This window comes from Eubacterium aggregans (assembly GCF_900107815.1).
In the GTDB taxonomy this organism is placed as follows: Bacteria; Bacillota; Clostridia; order Eubacteriales; family Eubacteriaceae; genus Eubacterium_O; species Eubacterium_O aggregans.
Map to the genome: position 1 here is coordinate 19,898 of NZ_FNRK01000021.1, position 23,047 is coordinate 42,944.

Annotated in this window: 16 protein-coding genes and 1 pseudogene; 6 read left to right on the forward strand and 11 right to left on the reverse strand. The window is 50.7% G+C overall.

Going from position 1 to position 23,047, the window contains the following annotated elements; all coding sequences use genetic code 11:
- Positions 1 to 47 precede the first annotated feature (47 nt).
- The 7 genes and pseudogenes from BLW33_RS10845 to BLW33_RS10875 all read right to left on the reverse strand — a co-directional run.
- Positions 48 to 1,538, reverse strand: coding sequence for a SurA N-terminal domain-containing protein (locus tag BLW33_RS10845; protein WP_090308729.1), 1,491 nt, complete (start codon positions 1,536 to 1,538; stop codon positions 48 to 50).
- Between the two features lie 66 nt (positions 1,539 to 1,604).
- On the reverse strand, positions 1,605 to 5,027 hold the full coding sequence (mfd, locus tag BLW33_RS10850; protein ID WP_242911660.1) for a transcription-repair coupling factor: 3,423 nt from the start codon (positions 5,025 to 5,027) through the stop codon (positions 1,605 to 1,607).
- Complete coding sequence (gene pth / locus BLW33_RS10855; RefSeq protein WP_090308731.1) at positions 5,017 to 5,646, reverse strand: aminoacyl-tRNA hydrolase; 630 nt, start codon at positions 5,644 to 5,646, stop codon at positions 5,017 to 5,019. Before pth ends, mfd begins: the two co-directional genes overlap by 11 nt.
- A complete protein-coding gene (locus tag BLW33_RS10860) occupies positions 5,646 to 6,608 on the reverse strand; it encodes a ribose-phosphate diphosphokinase (RefSeq protein ID WP_090245906.1) in 963 nt (320 codons plus the stop codon). Before BLW33_RS10860 ends, pth begins: the two co-directional genes overlap by 1 nt.
- 23 nt (positions 6,609 to 6,631) lie before the next feature.
- Positions 6,632 to 8,017, reverse strand: coding sequence for a bifunctional UDP-N-acetylglucosamine diphosphorylase/glucosamine-1-phosphate N-acetyltransferase GlmU (gene glmU, locus BLW33_RS10865; protein ID WP_090308734.1), 1,386 nt, complete (start codon positions 8,015 to 8,017; stop codon positions 6,632 to 6,634).
- 149 nt (positions 8,018 to 8,166) lie between these two features.
- Entirely contained in the window at positions 8,167 to 8,487 is a 321-nt protein-coding gene (spoVG, locus tag BLW33_RS10870; RefSeq protein WP_090308736.1) for a septation regulator SpoVG, read from the reverse strand.
- 154 nt (positions 8,488 to 8,641) lie between these two features.
- Positions 8,642 to 9,121, reverse strand: a pseudogene (locus tag BLW33_RS10875) (helix-turn-helix transcriptional regulator); the annotation flags it as partial.
- A gap of 10 nt (positions 9,122 to 9,131) precedes the next feature.
- Between BLW33_RS10875 and BLW33_RS14515 the strand changes: the two are divergent.
- The 5 genes from BLW33_RS14515 to BLW33_RS10895 all read left to right on the forward strand — a co-directional run bounded on the left by BLW33_RS14515 (position 9,132) and on the right by BLW33_RS10895 (position 13,970).
- Positions 9,132 to 9,305 carry a type 1 glutamine amidotransferase family protein gene (locus BLW33_RS14515; RefSeq protein ID WP_176966706.1) on the forward strand — a complete coding sequence of 58 codons (174 nt, stop codon included), beginning with the start codon at positions 9,132 to 9,134 and terminating at the stop codon, positions 9,303 to 9,305.
- A gap of 474 nt (positions 9,306 to 9,779) precedes the next feature.
- On the forward strand, positions 9,780 to 11,204 hold the full coding sequence (gene murC / locus BLW33_RS10880; RefSeq protein ID WP_090308742.1) for a UDP-N-acetylmuramate--L-alanine ligase: 1,425 nt from the start codon (positions 9,780 to 9,782) through the stop codon (positions 11,202 to 11,204).
- A 28-nt stretch (positions 11,205 to 11,232) separates the two neighbouring features.
- Positions 11,233 to 11,718: a hypothetical protein gene (locus BLW33_RS10885; RefSeq protein WP_090308744.1), complete on the forward strand. Its 486-nt coding sequence runs from the start codon at positions 11,233 to 11,235 to the stop codon at positions 11,716 to 11,718.
- A gap of 12 nt (positions 11,719 to 11,730) precedes the next feature.
- Positions 11,731 to 12,618, forward strand: coding sequence for a hypothetical protein (locus BLW33_RS10890; RefSeq protein ID WP_090308747.1), 888 nt, complete (start codon positions 11,731 to 11,733; stop codon positions 12,616 to 12,618).
- A gap of 11 nt (positions 12,619 to 12,629) precedes the next feature.
- Positions 12,630 to 13,970, forward strand: a complete 1,341-nt coding sequence (locus tag BLW33_RS10895; RefSeq protein WP_090308749.1) for a patatin-like phospholipase family protein — start codon at positions 12,630 to 12,632, stop codon at positions 13,968 to 13,970.
- A 13-nt stretch (positions 13,971 to 13,983) separates the two neighbouring features.
- Here BLW33_RS10895 and addA read toward each other — a convergent pair whose 3' ends face one another.
- The 3 genes from addA to BLW33_RS10910 all read right to left on the reverse strand — a co-directional run bounded on the left by addA (position 13,984) and on the right by BLW33_RS10910 (position 21,657).
- Complete coding sequence (gene addA / locus BLW33_RS10900; RefSeq protein ID WP_090308752.1) at positions 13,984 to 17,526, reverse strand: helicase-exonuclease AddAB subunit AddA; 3,543 nt, start codon at positions 17,524 to 17,526, stop codon at positions 13,984 to 13,986.
- Positions 17,513 to 20,842, reverse strand: a complete 3,330-nt coding sequence (locus tag BLW33_RS10905; protein WP_143032627.1) for a PD-(D/E)XK nuclease family protein — start codon at positions 20,840 to 20,842, stop codon at positions 17,513 to 17,515. The genes addA and BLW33_RS10905 overlap by 14 nt, the downstream gene beginning before the upstream one ends.
- Positions 20,843 to 20,922: 80 nt before the next feature.
- Positions 20,923 to 21,657: an HAD family hydrolase gene (locus BLW33_RS10910; RefSeq protein WP_242911661.1), complete on the reverse strand. Its 735-nt coding sequence runs from the start codon at positions 21,655 to 21,657 to the stop codon at positions 20,923 to 20,925.
- A gap of 211 nt (positions 21,658 to 21,868) precedes the next feature.
- On the opposite strand from BLW33_RS10910, the gene BLW33_RS10915 reads away from it, so the two are divergent.
- Positions 21,869 to 22,618: an MIP/aquaporin family protein gene (locus BLW33_RS10915; RefSeq protein WP_090308760.1), complete on the forward strand. Its 750-nt coding sequence runs from the start codon at positions 21,869 to 21,871 to the stop codon at positions 22,616 to 22,618.
- 246 nt (positions 22,619 to 22,864) lie between these two features.
- Here BLW33_RS10915 and BLW33_RS14235 read toward each other — a convergent pair.
- A partial coding sequence (locus tag BLW33_RS14235) for a hypothetical protein (RefSeq protein ID WP_341456140.1) occupies positions 22,865 to 23,047 on the reverse strand: 183 nt, incomplete at its 5' end.

The following is a 23,047-nucleotide window of genomic DNA, read 5'->3' on the forward strand; positions in this document are numbered from 1 at the left end:
TCGAAACACAGAATGCGGCAGCCCAATTATTTTCTTTTTTTGTGCCCTTAATCCATAACCTTTTCATTCACTTTTACATTCAGTTCTGATTTTAGGGTGTCCACATAGTCTTCGCTAATGGTTTTAATCTCACCAATATCAACCTTCAGACCATCGGTAAGCTTTTTTTTGTATTTATCAAAGGCTGCTCCACCCTTTTCATCCTTAATGGCCTGGGTGATGGCATCCTTATTGTCCTCCCAGGTGGTGGTGCCGTCCTTCTTGTCGTAAACGAAAATAACATGATAGCCATAATCGGTCTTGACCGGACCTCCCACGGTATTCACATCCATGCTAAAAGCTTTATTGGAGAAGGCCTCCACCATCTTGGCACGGTTAAAGCTGCCTAAATCCGTGTCTTCGGTGACCTCACTGTTGTTTTTATACTCATCCATCACCTTCTGGAATTCTTCCTTGGTTTTGCAGTCCTTGGCCTTCTGATAGATTTCATCGGACAGGTCCTTATTCTTTGTGAGGATATGGCAGGCGGATACCGTGCTGGTATCATAGGTGTTTTTATTCTTTTCGTAATAGCTTTTGATCTGAGCATCGGTAACGGTAATGTCGTCCACCATCTTTTGCTTAATGGCCGCTTCCGCCGCGTTGCCCTTGGCTTCCTGCTTCTGATACTCTTTATACTTAGACACCGTCAGCTCATAGTTTTTTAAGAAATCCGATAAAGAGCTTTCGTCGCTGAAAAACATATCCACCGTTGACTGCAGGGTCTTCTGGGCCGTTTTTATGGCATCGTCACTGATTTCGATGTTGTTTTCTTCACAGTATTTGATCATCCCATTGGCCGTCCCAATATTCTTGAAGATGGTCTCATTGGTTTTCTTCATGGTGGCATCATCCGTTTGCAGGGCTGCTCCGGTGGTATAATAAGCCGTCAAGGTTTGCCCAATGTAATGATAATTGTATTCACCCCGGGTGACATCCGTGCCATCCACCGTTCCCAGAGATGTTTTAAGATAATCATCGGGATTTTTTTCCACGCTGTCGGTGTAGGCGGTCAAACATTTATCTGCGTAAGCACTGGTGACGGCATTATCTTCCATATATGCCGCAAAGGATTCATCATTTGTATTATTATTACTTAAGGTACTGTTGTATTTTTTATCCACTTCTTTTTTAATGCTATCGTAGGAAGACTTCCCAGTTTTCTTCGCGGCGGCTTCATCAACCTTCAGGCCATCTTTTTTGGCCTTGGCTGCCAAAACCTGGGTCTGCACCACCCCGTCAAAGATCTGTTTCTTCATGGTCTTTAAATCCGATCCGGTGGGAAGGCTCGTCCCATTGGCTGCGTAGTACATTTCAGCATAGGCCAATGCATTATTATAATTGGATTTTGTGATATCCGTGCCGTCGATGGTCATCATCGTCTGGGCACTGTCGCGCTCAGGATTAACAGATACCAGGCTGCACCCAGAAAAAAGCATCCCCAGGCCAAGGGTAACGGTCAATCCCAGTGCCATCTTCCGTATTGTTGTTTTTTTCATATTTCTCTCCTGTCATTATCAAATATGGACTATTTTAGCATATATTATGCAAAAATGGGCTCCAATTTACAATTCCTTTAGAAAATTGATGATTTCCTGGAGCTGCTCTGGCCCTGCCTCACTCCTGAGGGTGATACTCCATACATTATCTTTATTGGGAAGTGCCTTGAATTTCACACCATAACGGCTGAATAAAAGGGGAATCCGTTCCGGGTTAGGAATGGGAACCTCCCGCTCCTCGTCAAAGTAAAAGCGGATAACCGTTCCCCTTTGGCGGATTTCCTCCATCCCCAGCCTTTTGGCCAGGTGCTTGATGATGGCGATATGCATGAGGTTTTGTACCCCCTGGGGTACTGGCCCAAAGCGATCTAAGAGCTCTTCAGTCAGATCTGAGTATTCCCTTTCACTTCTTATATAAGAAAGCTTTTTATACACCTCGTACTTCAGCTCCTCGCTGTCAATATAGCTTTCCGGCACATAGCCATCCACATCCAAGTTGATTTTCAGCGGATTTTCCAGCTTGGCCGATTCTTTTCCTTCCAGGCGGCTTTCCATGGTTTCTTCCAATATTCGGCAGTACATTTCATACCCAATATTGAATAGATGTCCGGATTGCTCCGCCCCCAAAAGGTTGCCCGCCCCCCGGATTTCCAAATCCCGCATAGCCACCTTAAAGCCTGATCCAAAGGCCGTAAAATCCTTAATGGCCTTAAGCCGTTTTTGGGCGATTTCACTGAGGACCTGTTTGTGATGGGTCACATAGCAATAGGCCTGAACATCCGATCGACCCACCCGTCCCCTTAGCTGATACAGCTGGGATAATCCGAAGGTATCGCCATTATCCACAATCATGGTGTTGGCATTGCTCACATCCATACCGGATTCTACAATAGTGGTGGTCACTAAAATATCGTACTCCTTATTTTCAAAGGCCAGCATGACATCCTCCAGCTCTGGGCCACTCATTTGCCCGTGGGCCACGATGATCCGCGCGTCCGGGACCATCTGCTGGACTTTTCCCGCCACATCCATAATATCGTGAACCCGGTTGTGGACGAAATAAACCTGTCCTCCCCGGGCCAGTTCCCGCTCCATGGCATCCCCCAGGATTACGGGGTTGTAGCGCATAACATAAGTCTGCACCGGACGTCTGCCCTGGGGCGGCTCCTCGATGACGCTCATATCCCGCACCCCAGTCATGGACATATGAAGGGTTCTGGGAATGGGGGTCGCACTCAGGGTGAGGACATCCACATTTTCCCGGAGGGTTTTGAGTTTCTCCTTGGCCCGGACCCCAAAGCGCTGTTCCTCATCCACAATGAGGAGACCCAAGTCCTTAAATTTAATATCCTTGGACAGCAGCCGGTGGGTACCGATGATGAGGTCGACCTTCCCCTCAGACACGTCCAAAAGGGTTGCTTTTTGCTGCTTTGGCGTCCGGAAACGGCTGATGATATCCACCGCTACCGGGTAATGGGAAAACCGTTTTTTAATGGTGTTATAATGCTGTTGGGCCAGGATGGTGGTGGGCACTAAAATGGCCACCTGCTTTCCCTCCATGATGGCCTTAAAGGCCGCCCGCAGGGCTACCTCGGTCTTACCATAGCCCACATCGCCGCAGAGCAGGCGGTCCATGGGGATGGCCTTTTCCATATCCCCCTTAATCTCCTCGGCACTGCGCAGCTGATCGTCCGTTTCCTCATAGGGAAAGGCATCCTCAAATTCCTGCTGCCAGGTGGTATCCGGGCTATAAGCGTAGCCCTGGATGGACCGGCGCTTGGCATACAGGGCGATGAGCTCCTCAGCCATGTCCTCCACAGCCTTACGGGCTCGGGATTTTGCCCTGGCCCACTCCGGATGCCCCAGCTTATTGAGCTTGGGTACCCGGTCTCCCCCGGTGCCAATATAGGCCTGGACCGCATCCATTTGCTCGATGGATAAATAGAACCGGGCATCGCCCTGGTACTCAATAACCATGAGGTCCTTGGTGAGCCCATCGATGGTCATCTGCTCCACCCCTCGGTAAATCCCGATGCCATGGATATCGTGGACCACATAATCCCCAACCTTCAGCTGGGCAAAGGAATCGATTTTTCGTCCCTTCAGGCGATGCCGACGCTTGGTCCGCCGCCGTTCCTTAAAGAGCTCCGACTCATTGACAAAGGCCAGTCCTGCAGCGGGCAGTTCAAAGCCTTCAATAAGCTCTCCGGTCAGGAGGGTAATACCCGGGTTGTCCCCGGCCAGCTCTCCCTCAAAGCCCTGCTCCACCAAAAAGGCTTTGACATTTTTCTTGGTCTGCTCACTTTTACAGCAGATCCCCAGGGTAAAACCTTCGCTGATCCGGCGACTCAGGTAATCCACAAAAACATCGATGCGGCCAGCAAAGCTTTCCAAATCCTTGGACCCAATGTCAATCACCTTGCCATCGGCTGTTCCATCCGTAAAAAGGGAGGCCCGGAGCTGGGGTCTGCCAGCGGCCTTGGCCATAAAAGCATCCAGGGTCAAAAAAGTGTTTTTTTCCTCTGGTAAGATTTCATTGGCTTCAATGAGTCCCTCTAAATCTGCCCAGGCTCTCCCCAGAAAGATGTCGCAGGTTTCCTGGGCCCGTTCCGGCTCATCCCAAAGGATAGCCCCTTCCCCCAGGTAATCCAATAGAGTTACCCGCTCTGGCATAAAGGCCAAAAGGGTTTCGTCAAAGGAGGACAGGTCTGCCTTCATATCCGCTAACAGATAGGTGCGACCCGCATCCTGGCCATGGACCTTTGCCAAGGTCTTCCAGGCCCCTTCCCGCTCCTCTGGGGTCAGGGTCGTTCGTCTGGCCGGCGCAATAACTGCCATCTCCAAATCCCCCTCGGAGCGCTGGGTCTCGGGATCAAAGGACCGGATGGATTCCACCTCGTCGTCAAAGAAATCCATCCGGCAGGGGGATGTTGCTGTAATGGGGTAAATATCAACAATCCCTCCCCGGAGGGCAAACTGTCCCCGGGCCTCCACGGCATCCTCCCGGACATATCCCCGGTCCACCAGCCTTCCCACTAAATCCATGGGATCCACCGTATCCCCGGGACGGATGGTCAAAAAACGCGCCGCCTGTGTGGCGGCTGGCAGCATTTCCCGCAAAAGGGCATCTGCCGAGGTCACCACCAGGGACCGCTTCCCTGAAAGAAGCCGGGCGATGGTGGTCATTTGGCTTTGGGTAATCTCCTGGCTATGGGCATCGGAAAAATAGGTGTGTACCGGCTCCACCGGGTAACCCACCACCACTTCCCCTAAAAACTGGCGCAGCACCTGCTCCTGACGGGCGGCCTCCCGCTCCGTCGCCGTCACCACCAACAGGTTCCCACTTCCGGACTGCCACATGGCCAACGCCAAAAAACCTTTCAAACCGGTTTTAACGTTTGAAAGGTTGACGATGCCTTCCTGATCCAGTGCCGTCATAGCCTCCTGGATTTGGGCAGCCTTTATCATTTTTTCATACTCATGCTTCACGGGGTGCCTCCACAACATCAGGCTCTTCCACCGGTTTTTCCACCACAAGCTTCTTCGGCTTTCGATTGATGCGGTTCATGGCCACATCAATATCCTGCTTCAGATAAAAATCGACCCCTTGGGCCACCTTGGCGCACATATCCTCCACGCTTTCCATGGCATCATCATCGATCTTTGAAAGGACGAAATCCGCCAAATCCCAATGTGCCGGCTTTTTACCGATACCCATCCGGACCCGGGGAAATCCACCGTCCCCCAGCTCTTCCAAAATGGAGCGCATCCCGTTATGGGTGCCTGCACTTCCTTTTTTCCGAATGCGCAGCTGCCCCAGCTCCAGATCGATATCATCGTAAATCACGAGAATATCCTCCAGGGGAACATCGTAATAATCCGCCAATTCCCGAACGCAGCGACCGCTTAAATTCATGTAGGTTTGGGGCTTGACCAGCATGACCTTCTGGCCATTTTCAAAAAAAGTTCCGGTGAGTCCATGATGTTCATTTTTTGTCAGCTGGACATGCTTTTCTTTTGCAATGGCATCAATGGCCAGAAACCCGACGTTATGCCGGGTTCTGGCGTACTCAATGCCAGGATTGCCAAGTCCAATAATGAGAATCATTAGTTATAAGCAGGGGTATCGAACAACTTGCTCAAGGACCGGCCGAAGTGGATGTAGTCGATGGCCCGTCCGAAGAGATAGCCCGTATTCAGAACCTTAATTTTGTCGATTTGCTTTTCCTCTGGAATCACCAAGGTATCCAAGGTGACCAGCTCGGTTAAGGCAGAATCCTGAAGGCGTTCGATGGCTGGCCCGGAGAGAACCGCATGGGTACAGCCAGCCCGCACCGATTTGGCCCCCAGCTTAATGAGTGCATCCGCACCGCTGGTAATGGTTCCCGCCGTATCAATCATATCGTCGACCATGATACAGTTTTTCCCTTCGATATTCCCAATAACATTCATCACCGCGGTTTCATTGGGACGGGGACGTTCCTTATCAATGAGGGCAAAGGGAACACCCAGGGTGCGGGCAAGCTTTCTGGTTCGTTTCACGCTGCCGGCATCTGGTGCCACGACACACATATCATCAAGCTTCAAACGGGAGAAGTAATCCGCAATGATTCCACCGCCGGTAAGGTGATCCAGAGGGATATCGAAAAAGCCCTGAATCTGGTTGGAATGTAAGTCCATACAGATGACCCGATCCGCTCCAGCCGTTGTCAGCAGATTCGCCACCAGCTTCGCGGTAATGGGATCCCGGGATTTCGCCTTGCGATCCTGACGGGCATAACCATAATAGGGGATGACGGCATTAATCCGCCCCGCCGATGCCCGCTTCATGGCATCGATGATGATGAGCAATTCCATCAGATTATCGTTGCAGGGATAACCCGTGGACTGAATGACATAGACATCCGCACCACGGACTGATTCATACACATTCAAGGCGATTTCACCATCGCTGAAATGTACCACCTCGGCGTTGGCCAAGGGGACCTCTAAATAATCTGCGATATCCTGGGCCAGCTTCCGGTTTGAATTCCCGGCAATAAGCTTGATTCCTCCGAATTTTCCATCCATTTGTGTTGTGAGCCTCCTAAAATCTATTTCTCTTTTTTGCCATGCATCTGCGACATTTTTTCCGCATAACCGACTTTATTGACTTGACGGGCCCTGGCAATGGCCAGGCTATCCTCAGGCACTTCCTGGGTAATGGTGGAGCCGGCTGCCACATAGGAGCCCTCCCGCACCGTCACAGGTGAAATCAAATTGCTGTTACATCCGATAAAGCAATTATCTTCAACCACTGTTTTAAACTTATTGACCCCATCGTAATTGACAAATACCGTGCCGCAGCCCAAATTAACATTGCGGCCAACCTCGGCATCCCCAATATAGGTCAGGTGTGAGGCCTTAGCCCCATCCTTCATGACCGCATTCTTTACCTCGACAAAATCCCCAACCTTCACATCCTTTCCGATGCGGCTGTTGGGCCGCAGGTAAGCGTAGGGCCCAATATGGGAACCGCTATCCACCGTACTGTTTAATATGGTTGAAATCTGAACCTCGACACCATCTGCAATGGTGGAATCCACAATCCGGGAATTCTGGCCGATGATGCAGTCCGCACCAATATCCACACGCCCCTCGGTAATCACCCCGGGGTATACCACGGTATCCTGACCAATGGTGGTATCCGCGCTGATATAGGTGGATGTGGGATCGATGAGAATGACCCCTTCCGCCATCAAGCGCGCGTTGATCCGTCTTCGCATAATGGCTTCAACTTGGGCCAGCTGGCCCTTGGAATTCACTGCAGCAATATCCTCCACATCCGGGGTGGCATATGTTCCCACCTTTTTACCCATGGTACGCAGAATTTCAATGGTATCCGTCAGGTAGTATTCACCCTGGACGTTCTCAGGCACAATCTTTGCCAGGGCTTCCCGCAGACAGGCGGCATCAAAGCAGTACATCCCGGAGTTAATCTCCCGGATGGCTCGTTCCTCTGCCGTGGCATCCTTATGCTCCACAATCTTAATGAGGGCATCCCCCTCTTTGACCATGCGCCCGTACCCCGTGGGATCGTCAAACACCGCTGTGAGCACGGTTGCCGCATAGCTACCGGCTTCGTGGGCGGCAATCATCTCCGTTAAGGTTTCTGGCCGGATCAAGGGAGCATCCCCCACCAGGACCAGTACATTGCCCTCAAAGTCCTCTAAAAAAGCGGACGCCTGCATGACGGCATGACCAGTTCCCAGCTGTTCGGCCTGGAGAAAAGTTTGAACCCCTCCAGGCAGGCTTTTTTTCACTGCCTCCGCCTGGAAACCCACAATAACGGCGATATCCGATACCCCCGCGGCCTGGTTGGCTCGAATGACATGCCCCAGCAGGGTTTCGCCACAGGCCCGATGGAGGACCTTCGGATTCTTAGAAACCATCCGGGTGCCCTGTCCGGCTGCCAGGATGATGGTTTTTGTTGCTTTCATACTGCCTCTTTTCCCAATGGTTTATAAATATTTTTGATTTTTTTCAATCAATATTGATAATACCTTTAATTCGCTCCCCTGTCCATGACAAATTCATTCCTGTAAACGAAAAAAAGGAGAACGCCGTCTCCTTTTTGTAATCTGTATCCTCATTCTTCTTCGAAATCTTCGACGAGTTCGATATGCTGATTTCCCTGGTCTTCCTCTCCTTTTTCAAAAACCGCCTTGTCGTAGGCTTCCAGCACCACCGACTGCATTTCCTTGCGCATGCTGGAGGTTATGGGGTGGCAGATGTCCTTAAACTCGCCGTCCGGCGTCTTCCGGCTGGGCATGGCGATAAAGAATCCGCTTTGCCCCTCGATGACTTTAATATCGTGGATTACGAAGGTGTCATCAAAGGTCACAGAAACAATCCCCCTCATTTTACCGGTCGGGTACAATTTCCTCACTCTTACGTCTGTAATTTCCATGGTTCAGGTCTTCCCCCTTTTGAAAAATAATTATGTAAGCCTGGTTGTTGTATATGTTATCATATTTCCATCAAAAATGAAATACTTTTCAGTGATTTTTTAGGAGTTGACAATTTTTTACTCTCGGTGACTCGATCGCTGTCCAAATCTTGATTTAATTTTCATATAGCGTTGCAAGCGCCTGAATTCGCCCCTTCATTTCTGTACGGATTTCCAGGGGCTCTAAGCACTCACATTTATTACCAAAACTCAACAATATATCGTAGTAGTAGTCATTTTCTATAAAGGGAAATGGCACAATGTACCCCCCATCCCCATCTGGCGTAAAGTCTTCATAAGGGCAAAATTCCAAGACCCTGTCCATCACCGATTGATGTACTCGGAGCTTAATTTTAGTTTGCATGGTTGCCCGGGGTTTGGCAAAGTCCAGGATGGGCTTTTGATAATCCCGGGGGACAAAGACCTCCTCCTGGATTTGTAAGTGCAATACCCGGGATAGTCTGAATAAACGATAATCCTGTCTTTTCTGGCAATACCCCTGTAAATACCAACGACTGCTTTTGAGTACAAGCTGATAGGGCTCCACGGTTCGTTCGGTTTTATTGCCGTGGTGGGCGATGTATTCAAAGGAGAGGTCCTATACAATGGGTGGGCTAACCATTCTGCCGGATTCCTTAATCGATGCAATGGTTGTGAATGCAAAAATCTTATTGCTCTTACCAGCCGCCAACACATGGGAAAACCTCAAGCATGGGGCCATCCTCAAAAAAGCAAGGGAATTTCTTGCTTTGGGGCACCGAGGTGGAGGTTCGCTCTAGGCAAAAAAATTATTGAGCACCTCGGTGTGTTTCAACGGGACACCCTGGGATCCTGGTACGCCTATTTTAGTACCGGTAAACCGGAGCATTTCTTTGCGCTCACGGAAACCTTACTCCCTGGCCATAAAGGCTGATCCATCCTTGTCATCAATCGTACAAAAATGTAAAAAAAATCAGTCTCCCCTGCGAACCATCGGTCACCGGCTGTTATTCGCTCACGCTCATATATCAGCAGCCTACAGCTTTGCCGCGCTGCGCTTGCAAAGCTGGACGCGACATTCGGATGCACAAGTTCAACAGGTTTTCTTATTTTTCCTTCGGAAAAAACCTGTTTCACTTGCGAACCATCGGTCACCGGCTGCTATTCGCTTACGCTCATATATCAGCAGCCTACAGCTTTGCCGCGCTGCGCTTGCAAAGCTGGACGCGATGGCTTATAATTATAGCAATGCTAGAGTAGCAAGGAGTAAGATTTTGAAAAAAGAACTCGAAAAAACATTTCATAAACCCATTAATAAGCTCTTTTTCATCGGAATCGGTGGGAGCAGCATGAGCGGATTGGCGGGCATGGCTTTAGACCAGGGCCTGTCTGTCGAAGGCTCGGATATGGTGGAATCCTCATATACTGGTAAGCTGAAGGAACGGGATGTCATCATTCATATTGGCCATAATTATCAAAACATTCCCGAGGATACAGATTTGGTAGTGTATTCTGCGGCCATCCATGACGATAACCCGGATATGGTGAGAGCCACCGACTTGGGCTTACCAAAGGTGGAGCGTTCAGATTATCTGGGCCTTCTCTCCCACGTCTTTCCCAAGACCATCGGTGTTGCCGGTACCCATGGGAAAACCACAACCTCCTCAATGATGGCCGCCCTGCTCCATTACGATGGACGGGACCCCAGTGTGAGCATCGGCGGGAAGCTGGACGAAATTGGCGGGAACGCCTGTCTGGGCCACAGTGATTATTTAGTCATTGAATCCTGTGAGTATGTGGATTCCTTTTTAAAAACCCAGCATTACCTGGGAATCATCACCAATATTGAGGAGGACCATCTGGATTATTTTAAAGGTGGTTTGTCTCAGATCAAGGAATCCTTTCACCAATTTGGAGCGATTCTGCCAGAGGATGGGCTTATGGTGGCCTACGGGGATTCCCAGGATGTCCTCGACGCCGTAGCAGACCTGCGCTGCCCGGTGGTGACCTATGGCCTTTCCGAGAATAACGACTGGGTAGCAAAGAACATTACCTATAATGAACAGGGAAATCCGTCCTTCGATGCCACCCATCACGGTACCTTTATTGGACATTTTTCCTTAAAGATTCCTGGTGAGCACAATGTTTTAAACGCCATGTCCTGCATTGCTGCTGCCCATTTTCTTGATATTGAAAAGGATGTCCTGACCCGTACCCTTAAAAACTTCGGTGGGGCGAAGCGCCGTTTTGAATTCCGGGGTGAAGTGGAAGGGATTAATGTCTACGAGGACTACGCCCATCATCCCACAGAGCTGAAGGTGGTGGTCCAGGCCTGTTTAAATCATGCCCACAAGCGGTTATGGGTTATTTTCCAGCCCCACACTTATTCCCGCACCTATTATTTGTTTGACGATTTTGTGGATGCCTTCGAGGGTGCGGACAAAATTATCCTCAACGATATCTATTCTGACCGGGAGGACAATGATTGGGATATTTATTCCGAGGATTTAGCCAAGATTATTAAATTAAAACATCAAACCCCGACGGTCGTTATGACTGATTTTGAGGATATTGTCAAATATCTCACGGATAATCTGGAATCCGGTGATTTGGTGCTGGTAGCCGGTTCCCAGACTATTAACAAGGTGGCTTATCTGCTGGTGGATGCCCTGAAAGAGAAATATCCCCAGGGCCAATAAGGCCAATAAAGAACAGGAGGAATACCCCGTGTTCCCATTTTTATCCCCTTCCATCTTTTGGGGAAACCTCGGATTTTTGGGGCTTTCCTTCATTATTTTAGTGGGTATCCTGCCCATGGTATTCTATATTTTTTCATCCATCGGCTACCAGACCATGGCGAAGGCCAGGGGAATTGAATATCCCTGGCTCGCCTGGCTGCCGGTGCTGCGGCTCTATCTTTTGGGTGAAATCGTTGGTGAAAAGATGGTCTTTATCCGGTGGACCATCCATTATGTTCAGGTTATTGCACCCGTTTTGGCGGTGGTCTCATTCCTCTTTCTCGGCCTTTCGTGGATCGGACCGATCCTGGCCGTACTCTATCTTCTGGTATCCTACACCCTAGCTTATCGCCTGCTTCGGCTGTACGATGATGCCCACGCCACTACGTTGCTGCTGCTTTCTATTGTCCTCCCATTCCTGTTGAGCCTGTACCCTTTTATCCTGCGTCATCGGGTATGGACCGAGTATTTATAAGGAGGTCCTTCTATGTATCCTGATTATTTCTTTTCCTCGGGCTATGATCTACTGCCATTCTTCATGATCCTGAGTATTCTAGCCATCTTTTTCTTGTTCTTTTTGCTGTCATTGGCCATACTGTCCTATATTTTTTCCAGCCTTGCCCTTTATACCATGGCCAAGAACCGCCACTTCAAGCATTCCTGGCTGGCCTGGGTCCCAGGGGCAAGCCGCTATATCCACGGTGGCTTGATTGGGGATGGCGTCCTCATCGGCTCCTGGTATATTCCATGGGCCAGTCTATTCCTGCCCCTTTCAGGGTTCGCCCTTATTTTCCTGAATTCTGCTTTAGGAGCCATTCCTTTTATGGGCTGGTTTTTACTTATTCTGGTAAATATCGCGGTGCTGGTATACGGCTATTGCGGGCTGTACCGTTTGTATAAAATCTACGCAGGGCACAATGCCGTACTCTATACCGTTTTGTCCATCGTTCCGGTCACGGCCATTGCTGCCCCCTTCTTCCTCTTTGCCATCCGGAGCAATCCGGCGGATTTTTCCCAGGTGCGTATCGACCCGCCCAAGGCAAAGCTCTGGGGCAGCTACGATATTCTGGCCCTGGCCAGCGGTATTCTCACCTTGTTTACCGCCCCCTATGGCAATGCATTTTGGACTGGTGTCCTAGCCATTCTTTTCGCCATTCTGGCCTTTCAGGAGCTTCGAGTGACCCATCGTTCTTATACCCTGGCACTCCTTGGTTTAATCTTTGGAATCCTGGGTATTCTGCTGAATTTTATTCTTCCAGCACTGATTTCGACTTTTATGGACAGCACTGTTTTTTCACCTTTTTTGAATCAATACGATGATTACACTCCCCATCACCCCGATTTATTCGACATCATGGATGGGCATTATATTTAGGAGGTATCCTTATGGATGAAAAAAAAGAATACGGATTAGTCCTCAGTGGCGGCGGTACTAAGGGTGCCTTTGAAATTGGGGTTTGGAAGGCCCTTCAGGAGATGGATACTCCCATATCCTGTGTTATTGGAACCTCCATCGGGGCCCTGAATGCTGCCCTGATCGCCCAGAATGATTTTGATGCGGCCTACGACTTTTGGACGAATTTAACCATTAACCAGGTGCTGAAACTCAATACCACCATGGTCAATAAATATCTCAATCACTGGTCCGGCGCTAGCTTTGATTTTTTTCGCCTTGCTTTTATTAATGATTTGTTTCGAGGGGGACTGGATATCAGCCCCCTGCGGGAAAATTTGTCTCGACTGATTGATGAAGATAAGATACGAAAATCGCCCATTCGTCTGGGGCTTGTCACGGTGGAATTAAACACACTCAGTCCCACCCAGCTCATGATTGAAGAAATCCCACAGGGAAAGCTTTTGGATTATTTATTAGCCAGTGCTGCTCTCCCGGTTTTTCAACGCCAGGAAATTGACGGAAAAACCTATTTAGATGGGGGGTTTTATGATAATGTCCCCATTAATTTTATGGCCAGCAGCGGCTACAAAAATATTATTTCTGTGGAGTTCCCCGCCATTGGCTTTAAACAACGGGTGGAACACAATGATATCCATTTAACGGTGGTTGAAAATTCTGAATACCTGGGGATGACCCTGGAATTTGACCAGGAAACCATCCGCAATAATATTGAGATGGGGGATTTGGATTGTAAAAAAACCTTCGGACAGCTTTTGGGGAAATACTATTATTTCAATACGGCTTCTGGCACGCAGTTTTACGAAAAGCTGGCGGAGTTTATGGGTTCTCCCTTGGAGGATGTCAATGCCCGCCAGGAGGTCGCCATGCTTCTCGGTATTCCGGAGAATTCTAAAAAGGATACCATCGTGATGGCCATTGCGAATGTTCTGCGGCGGACAAACTACCCCAAGGATGAACCGCCCTTGCTGGTCCTTTTGGAGATGGCTGGCCGCAGCCTTGGGGTGGAGCGGATGGCAGCTTACACCCCGGACCGGTTTTTACTGGCGATTCTTACTGCTCTGGAGACCCTTACCCGGAGCAACCTCGCCTTTATCAAACGGGATGATACCATCAAAAAGGCCTTCGATGCCGATAATAATTATCGCCCCGGAAGCCTCTTCGATTTTATTTCTTTTTATGTCCTGTTTGTGGGTTCCTCCAAAGACTTGCCCATTCCCACCATAAGGACCCTGATTAAAAAGTTTACTCCGGAGTTTACACTCTCCATTTTGCTCCTAATTTATCTGCACCAGTTGTTGCGCAAAAAGTGAGCAGCCACCGGCCTTACACATTTTCCATTAAAAAGCATAGCCGTTGTTCCTTCACAGGAATGCCGGTAAGGGCGGCCAGTGCCTCGGCGTACAGACCCAGTTGGGTCTGGTACCGGGCCACTAGCCGCTCTTTTTCTTTGGCACCAAAGAAACGGTCGGTTTTATAATCTAACAGAACCCAGGCACCATCCTCTAAAAAGCAGCAGTCAATCATCCCTTGGATGGTGATGGTTTGTCGTTGCCCGGCCCACTCGGGCCGGATGCGGGCGGCCTCCACCTGATAGTTAAAGGGCAATTCCCGCTGGAGGGTTTTTGCAGCCAGGAGGCGCCGTCCTGTTTCTGTTGTGAAAAAACGCTGGATGGGCTCTAAGTTGAGGGCCGCCAAAAGCTCCGGGGCAATGCGTTCCTGGGCGGCCATATTGGCGGCCTGCTTTTCAATGGTATCCGCCAGGTCATCCGGGTCTTGTCCGCAGTCTCGAATTTTCTGGAGGTCCAACCCCTGGAGGATGGTGTGGATGCCGGTACCCAACTCTGCCGGAGCGAAGCCTGCTGCGCTTTGTTGTAAAAAGGCTGGCCGTATCACCAACTCTGGCGCCTCCACTCCGTTTTCCAGGTTTCCCGCTCGGACCTTTGCAATTTCGGTAACGGTCATTTTCTCGGGAGGCTCTCTCTCCCCTGGGGAGGGGTAACGCCAGGCCAGACGCCGGCGGACCTCTTCCGCCAGTCCAATATCCCCCAAATTTTCCAAGGTCAGGGGTGCTGTCGCTTTCCCCAGGACGGCACTTTCCCCACTTCCCTGGGAATGAAGGGTAATATCATAACAGCCCATGGGTGTTATGGCCTTCCCCCCATCCTCTGGCAGAGCAGGCATCACCGAGCCGCCATCCACAGCAGACAGCATGACCCAATCTAAAAAGCATTGGGCTTTCTTTAAATAAAATAGGCTGGCAGGACGCTGCCACCGGACCATGCTCCCTTTAAGATCCTTCACGCCCCCTACCAAAATCAGAGACTCCATGGCCCGGGTCATGGCCACATAAAGAAGCCGCATTTCCTCAGATAAGGACTCCACCCGTACCCGTTCCCCACAGAGGGCCTTGGCAATGGTGGGCTCAACGAGCCGGCTTTCCGGGTCCACCTTGTCCGGGCAAATCCCCAGATCCTTGTGAAAGAGAACCCGTCCACTATTACTTTTGGTGTTAAAGCGCCGGCCCATCCCCGCCACAAAAACGACAGGGAATTCCAGTCCCTTGCTTTTATGGATGCTCATAATCCGCACCACATCGGCGTTTTCCCCCAGGGTAACTGGCGGGGATGTATCAAATTTATGCTTCTTCATCTGTTCAATAAAGGCAATGAAGTGAAAAACCCCCTTGAGGGTCGAGCGCTTATAATCCCCGGCTCGCTTTAACAGTACCCGCAGGTTACTCTGGCGCTGGGCCCCTCCGGGTAAGGCTCCCACAAAAGCGTAATAGCCAGTGTCCTGGTAGAGCTTCCACAAAAAATCCTCTACGCTGAGGGTCTGGGCATCCAGGGCCCATTCCCGCAGCTTCTCCAGGAAGGCCCCTGCCTTACGGGCCAGATCATCCTCCTGGTTTTGGACATAGGCCCTGAGGCTCTGATGAAACCAGGGCATCTCTGCCCCCAGGCGGATTTTGGTGCATTCCTCCACGGTAAAGCCCCCCATGGGGGAAAGCATCACCGATACCAGGGGAATGTCCTGATCCCCATTGTCGATGATTTTAAGGAGGTTGAGAATCAGAATAATTTCCAGGGATTCGTAATAGGTCCGTCCCCCTTCAAAATAAACGGGGATGCCGGCTTCTGAAAAAATCCTGGCATAGGTATCCCCGGTGGCTGCCACCGCCCGCATCAGCACCCCAATATCCCGGTAGCGCAGGGTCCGGGTCTCTCCGGACTTGGTGATGTAAATGGGCTTTCCCACCATGCCCTGGATTTCCCGGGCAATAAAGGCGGCCTCACATTCCACCGGTGAGCTGTTAGTGCTGGCGTCTTCCTCATCCCGTCCCGTTTCCAGAATATGGACCACAGTGCGGGTATAGGGCCCGTCTCCGGGCATGCCTTTATACAGCCTGGCCCGGTCATCGTAGTCCACCTCCCCCAGCTCCGGTGTCATAATTTTCTCAAAGACCCCGTTGACACCATCCACCACCCCTTGGCAGCTTCTAAAATTCTGACTCAGGGTGATGAGGGTTTCCTCTGGGGTATCCGACCCTTTAAATCGGTTGTACTTTTCTATAAAAATCCCCGGATCTGCCAACCGAAAGCGATAAATGCTCTGCTTGACATCCCCCACCATAAAATAGTTGTCCCGTCTTAAGATGCACTGGATGATGGCCTCCTGCATACCGTTGGTATCCTGGTATTCATCCAAAAAAACATGCTGATATTTGGCCTGGAGCTCAGCGGCAATGGAGGGGTTTTCCAGGACCTTTAAGGTATACTGCTCCAAATCATTAAAATCCAGCATGGCTTTTTCTTCCTTTCGCTTTCTAAAGGCGCCCCAGAAATCCATGGTCAGGGCCACCAGGGCTTCTATGGGGCCTTTCATTTGGGACAGCGCCTCCAGGGAGGCCTCCAGACCCCCCGCCATTTTTTTCTGAATGGCCTTCACGACCTCCTTGGACATATTGCGCTGATCCTTAATGGCATCGCTGGTCTCTTTGTCCTCCCGGCTGCCCTTGTATCTTGGAAAGGTAATGGCCTTAAGGGCGACACTGTACGCCTCGGGCCCTTCCTCTAAGGCTTCCAGGGCCCGGGTCACACCCTGGGCATCCCCGGCTAGCTGTTCCTGGGTTTTGGCGAAGATTTCGCTGTCCTCCACCATCACCAGGCATTCCTCTAAAATCTCTTGGGCTGCCCCTAAACCCACGGCCATATCCTGGCGCATGGTCTTACCCCAAGGGCTTTCCCAAAAATCCTGGGGGTTCATGTCAAAATTCTGAAGGGCACCTTCACACCAGGCCTGGGCATTGGGGAGGGTCATGAGGAAATTATAGAATTTTTCCACCAGCTCCTTTAATCCCTGGTCATCCCGGTTGCCGGTGTACATTTCCACCAGCTGGGCAAAGGCATCGGTTTCCTCCGGGGGAATGGCCTGGTATTTTTCCTCGAAGAGATTGTCCATGGCCTCCCGGCGCATAATGGTCAGCTCCCCCTCTCCCCCCAGAATGAATTCCGGATCGATGCCTGCCTCCTGGAAATACTCTCTAAGGATTCCCTGGCAAAAGGCATGGAGGGTTGAAATGGAGGCCGTGGGCAGGGCAGACAGGGCCTCTAAAATAGCCGCATGCTCTGCTTGGGGCTCTAAAAGGGCCTCCTGGAGGGTCCGCTTCAGGCGATCCTTCATTTCTGCTGCGGCTGACCGCGTAAAAGTGAGGACCAGAAGCCCAGAAACAGGGACCCCCTCTTCCATAATCATCCGCCGGATACGCTCGATGAGTAGGGCGGTTTTTCCCGATCCGGCGGCTGCTGACACCAGCAGATTTGTGTTCCGGGTGGCAATGGCCCGGAACTGATCCTCAGTCCACTTCATCGCGATCCTCCCTCGCTTCCTCTAAAAGCAGCTCCTTGGTGATTTTCTCCCGAAGCACCCGATAGGCGCAGCGCTCCAGGCTTTCATCAAATTGGCAGATGCTTTTATATTCACAATAATCACAGGCCGTTTGGTTCCCCATTTTATAGGGAGCAATGGTGATGTCCCCCCCCAATATATTAACCAAGCTTTCTTCAATAATAGCTTCAATATATCGGAGTAGGTCCCCAAATTCTTCGATATCGAACCGTGAAAGGGCCGAACCCTTCTCAAAAATGGCCGAGCTTTTGGCATTTTCCACATCCAGGGCAGCAATCACCCGGGGATCGTCCAAAAAGATCCCCTTCATTTTAAACTTCTTATCCAGCTCCCGCTGCAGATCTTCCCCAGTCAGGCCCTCTCCACTGACCATGGGATCGTCCACGTGGAAATAAAAGGTGCCCCCAGGCAGGCATAAAGTCTCCCTCTCTTCCTGGGCGGCCAGGGCCATGCCAGCGTCCATATACACCAAAAGCTGGAGGGAGATGCCGTAATAAACCTCCGCCAGATTAATGGCCTTGGCCCCGGTTTTATAGTCGATCACCTTGATAAAGGTTTCCCCGTCCTTAGTGTAGGTATCAATACGGTCCACCACCCCCCGGACACTGGTTCCCTTGGGGAGAGCCGGAGAGTCCACGGGTTGGGTAAAATGATGCTCACTATACTTAAAGGTGAAATCCCCCTGTCCCAGGTGCTCCGCTAACATCCGTACGGTCTGTATCCCCACACGCTTCAGTTTTTTACCCAGAAACCGGTAAGCCCCGGTACTTTCAAAGACCTGGCCTGCCATTTGGGGAATCTGATTCTCTAATTCTGCCTCCACCCAGTGGTTCCTTGTGTCCCCATCCAGTTCCGACAGGGCCAGCCCCGCACCGGCGGCCCGCTTGAACACCCCATCGATGACACTATGGAGCAGGGTTCCGATATCCGGCGGCGTGACGATATATTCCTCCCGGGGCTGGGGCTTAAGGCCATAATGGATAAAGTGGGCAAAGGGACAGGAGCGGTATTGCTCCAGTCGGGAGATACTGGTTTTAACCGGGGTGCCGTACACTGCCGATACCAGCTCTACCGGCAGGGTATCTCCCACCCCTCGGTATTCTAAAGCCCTCTCCATCTGATGATAGGCGGCATTCCAGTGGGAATCCTCCCGATAATATCCCTGGGCCAGGGCACACAGGGCTGGGGTTCGGCCCTCTGCCAAACGGCGGCCTAATTCCTCCAAGGTTCCCTGGCTGCCTGCCAGCCACTTAAGATCATCCTCCCCCGGGGTCCCGCCCATCACTGAAAGGGATGGAAAGACGCTGCGAAGGCCCCTTACCAGGCTGGAGGGCAATTGGCTCTGTCCCTCTTCATCACACAGGGTGTAGGACAGATACAAGGACTCCGTAGCCCGGGTCAGCTGGGTGTAGATGGCATAATCCTCCCGGCTTCTGCGGTAGCTGGGGTTGTCCTGGAGGGTAATCCCTGCCTCCGCCAGCCGTCTGCGGTCGGACTCCGTCAGAAGGGTATAGTGGTTATCCTCTGCGGGCAAAAGCCCTTCATTGGCCCCCAGGACAAGAAGGGCCTTTACCTTCCCGCCCCGGCTTCTGAAGGCGTCAGTAATGGTGACCACATCCCGCCTGGTGGGCAGCACCCCGATGGTGTAGGTTGAGAGGCCGCTTTCCAGAATTCGGCGGTACTCCTGAAGGTTGCAGGTCTCATCGCCCATGGCCCCTTCGATTTGCTCAAGGACCTCCATCAACACATTCCAGATCTGGTGAAAATGGCTTTGGGCCTCATAGTTTCCCTTTTCTGCCAGGGCTTCCCCCAGGGACGATAAGGTCTGGGGGGCCTGTATTTCCTCTAAAAAAGCGACGGTAGCTGTGAGACGGCTGCGGTAGGTTTCTACTCCATCCATGGCTTCCTGTAGGTTCATGAGGGGTCCCATGAGGGTCTCCCTCCCCCGATTTAGATCCTCCAGATTCCAGGAGTCCCCCCCTTGCGTAAAGGGGACCCGCCATTTTCCACCCTTTATTCCCCAGGCCAGGGCGTAGTTTTCCAGAGGGTTGCACGCCTCCGGATCGACTCCGGCAAAACCGGATTTTGCGTAAGCCATGAGGGCGTCGCCGTAATAACGCCGTTCCACTGCCTCCAGGGCAGACAACAGCCCTTCAATCAAGGGGTTCTCCGAAACCGCCACAGCTTCATCCCGAAAGCTGGGAACGCCATAGGCCGACAATGCCCGGGCAATCATCCCCCCCTGGGTCCCCGGGTCGCCGCAAAGAATAGCGATATCTTTGTAGCTATACCCACCATCCCGGACAAGGGTTAAAATCTCCTGGGCCGCCCCTCGGGCTTCCTCCCAGGGATTGGCTGCCTGGAAGATTTTAATACCCGATACCGGGCCGGTCCAGGGCTTGGGACAATAGGCGTAGAGCTGTCCCTCTAAATAGGACAGCGGTGTTTTCGGCCCTTCCTTTGACAAGGAGATCACCTGGAACTCTTGGCCGCTTCCCTTGGCAATGGCCGCCATGGTCTCACAGGTGGCCCGGCAAATGCTAAAAATGCTAGCATCCGGTGCCAGGGGATCGATATCCCCTACCAGGGACATGGTCAGCCCCTTTACCTGGCCAGCTAAGGCCTCAATAATGGCGAAATCACTGGTGGAAAAGGTGAAAAAACCATCGATCCACACCGTCGCGCCCCGGAGCTGGTCGCTTTGGGGTATCCGCTCACAGAGCATGTCCGCCCGGGTATCTTCATCCCAGCGTTCCGTTCCCAGCTCCCCTTCATAGCTCTCATAAAGGGTGGCCATGTCCTTTAGCTTTTGTCTGAGCAGGCTATTCTCTGCCAATCCCTGGGCCGCCGCCTCCAGAGCTTCTCCATCAATTCGGTTTTGCTTCAGCTCTCCGATAAAGGCTGCCAGCTCCCCTAAAAACCCGGGACGGCTGGCACTTTTTTTATAAAGAGTCAGCCCAGGCCGCACCTTGCCCAGACTTTTAGCCAAAAGCATTCGCCGCCCATGGTCGTCCACCACCGTGCGGGTAATCCCCCCCACCTCCTGGAATACCCGGGTGGCCAGACGGCCTAAGCTCAGCACCTCTATCCCCATGAGGCCCGGCTTGTTCAGATGTGCCATCAGGGCCTGTTCCGCCCCCAGGGTATATTGTTCCGGGACTAACAGAATCAGTCCCTCCTTTCCAGCCAATGTCGCTTCCTTGATTTCCTCGTAAACTTGGGTCCTGGGGGACACACCATCCAGGCCTGGTCGCCCAAGGATGATTCGCATTGTCATTTTGTGCCTCCTTTTTAAAAAGCAATCCATCTCCACCTCTGGATAAAACAAAGAACCTGTGATGCCACAGGTTCTTTGTTTTATCCGTTGAGCTCGTCGTCTTTACACTCTCCAAAGATTGAATACATGTCAAAGCCATATTTGAAGGCATCGATGGCGCGATGGGGTTTTTTAATCCAGATAGCATCCTTAAAAGCTTCTAACTCCTTAGGTGCCGTAAATCCCCAGGTACACAGCACAGGCAGCATCCCGGCGTTTTTGGCCGTTTCATAATCCACCTTGCTGTCACCCATATAGATACAGCGCTTTGGAGCCACACCCATTTTTTCTGCTAAAGCCAGGGTTTGGGTGGGATCGGGTTTTCGGGGCTGTCCCGCCTGCTGGCCAATAACGTCCACAAACTCCTTAATATCGAAGAGCCCATCCACGATTTCCCGGGCAGCCTCTATGGGCTTATTGGTACAAATTCCAAAGGGAATTCGCTTGACATGGAGGTATCGAATCAATTCCTTTATCCCATCATAGGGCCGGGTTTTACGGGTGTATCGGGTGGCATAATCCGCTTTCATGAAGGCCTCCGCCTCATCCAAAAGACTTTCATCCTTCCCCATTTCCTCTGGCAAAGCCCGTTTAACCAGATTCCGTATCCCTCGGCCAATGAGACCCTTGCCCTCTTCATAACTCTTTGGCGGCAATCCATAATGTCCAAGCATGCTATTGCATGCGTCAATCAGGTCCTCCAGGGAATCGATAAGGGTCCCATCCAAATCAAAAATGATGCCATCGTACTTTGGTGTATAGAATTCTTCCGCCATCCTCAGACCTCCTGTTACTCATTTTAATGATAATATTATAGCATAAAAAGCAACGCTAAACATCTATTTTCAGATATAACCTCTGGTTATTGCCCTATCACAATTTTTCAATTTACAAAGGCTTCCTTGAGCTGTAAACTATTAACTGTGGAAGGAATCGCAATCTAAATGCAATTCTACTTAATATTATTCATTCAAAGGGGGATGAAAAATGTTTACTGCTTATATTGCCGAATTTATCGGCACCATGCTGCTCGTTCTTTTAGGGGATGGCGTTTGCGCCAGTTTATCTTTGGATGGTTCCTTATTTAAAGGTGCTGGTCCAATCTACACAATGCTTGGATGGGGTTTGGCAGTTATGCTGCCGGCTATGGCATTCGGTACTCAATCCGCTGCCCACTTTAATCCTGCTCTGACCATTTCCTTAGCCGTTATCGGTGCTTTCCCATGGTCTGGCGTCCTTGGTTACATCGTCGCTCAGATGCTGGGTGGTTTCGTTGGTGCAATCTTAGTTTATGTAGTTTTCCACGATCAGTTCAAACTGACCTTGGACAATGGCGCAGCCAAAGAAGACCTTCGCGGTATCTTCTGTACTGGTCCTGCCATTCGTAACCTGCCCATGAACGTTGTTGGTGAAGCTTTTGCAACCTTCGCTCTGGTTTTCTTCATCGTCAGCATCGGTACTGGTGCTAAATTAGTCGGTGATGTTGGACTCAACTACTTCTTTGTTTATGGGATCATCATGAGCTGCGGTTTCTCCTTAGGTTCAACCACAGGCTTCGCCATGAACCCAGCCCGTGATACTTCTCCCCGTCTGGCTTATGCTGTGTTATTCCATGGCGATGCTGACTGGGGTTATGCTTGGGTGCCAATCGTTGGTTCTTTAATCGGTGGGATCGTGGGTGCATTACTGGCATCTTACACCACTGCTCTTCCTGCTTTAGCAACTTTACTTGGATAGAGATTCAACTTTTATAATTATTTAAAACCGCGACCTTCCATCCTTAAGCCGTTGTCCTATGGACAACGGCTTTTTTATCTTTTGATCTGCTTGAGTTTCCGTAAAATGTAATTTTTAAAAAATATAACTTCTCCTAAAGTACCAATCTGTCTTTTTTTTGAAAAATAAAAGGACAATACTTCGAATAGAGTCACCGAAACAAGCCCCGTGGGAACCGGACTTTAAGAGAAATATTATGTTATCTATTTATGCAATCAGCTTAAAGCAAAGTTGACGGTATGCAGGACGTTTTGTTCTGAACCAAAGCCTGACACCTTCTTTTGCATACGACAGTATACCAGAGATACCTTTCGCTAATCGGTAATAGCAGAATTGAACTTTTTCCTTTATAGGAGCTGCTGTCTGTATGATTGAAACTTTTAGGGCATT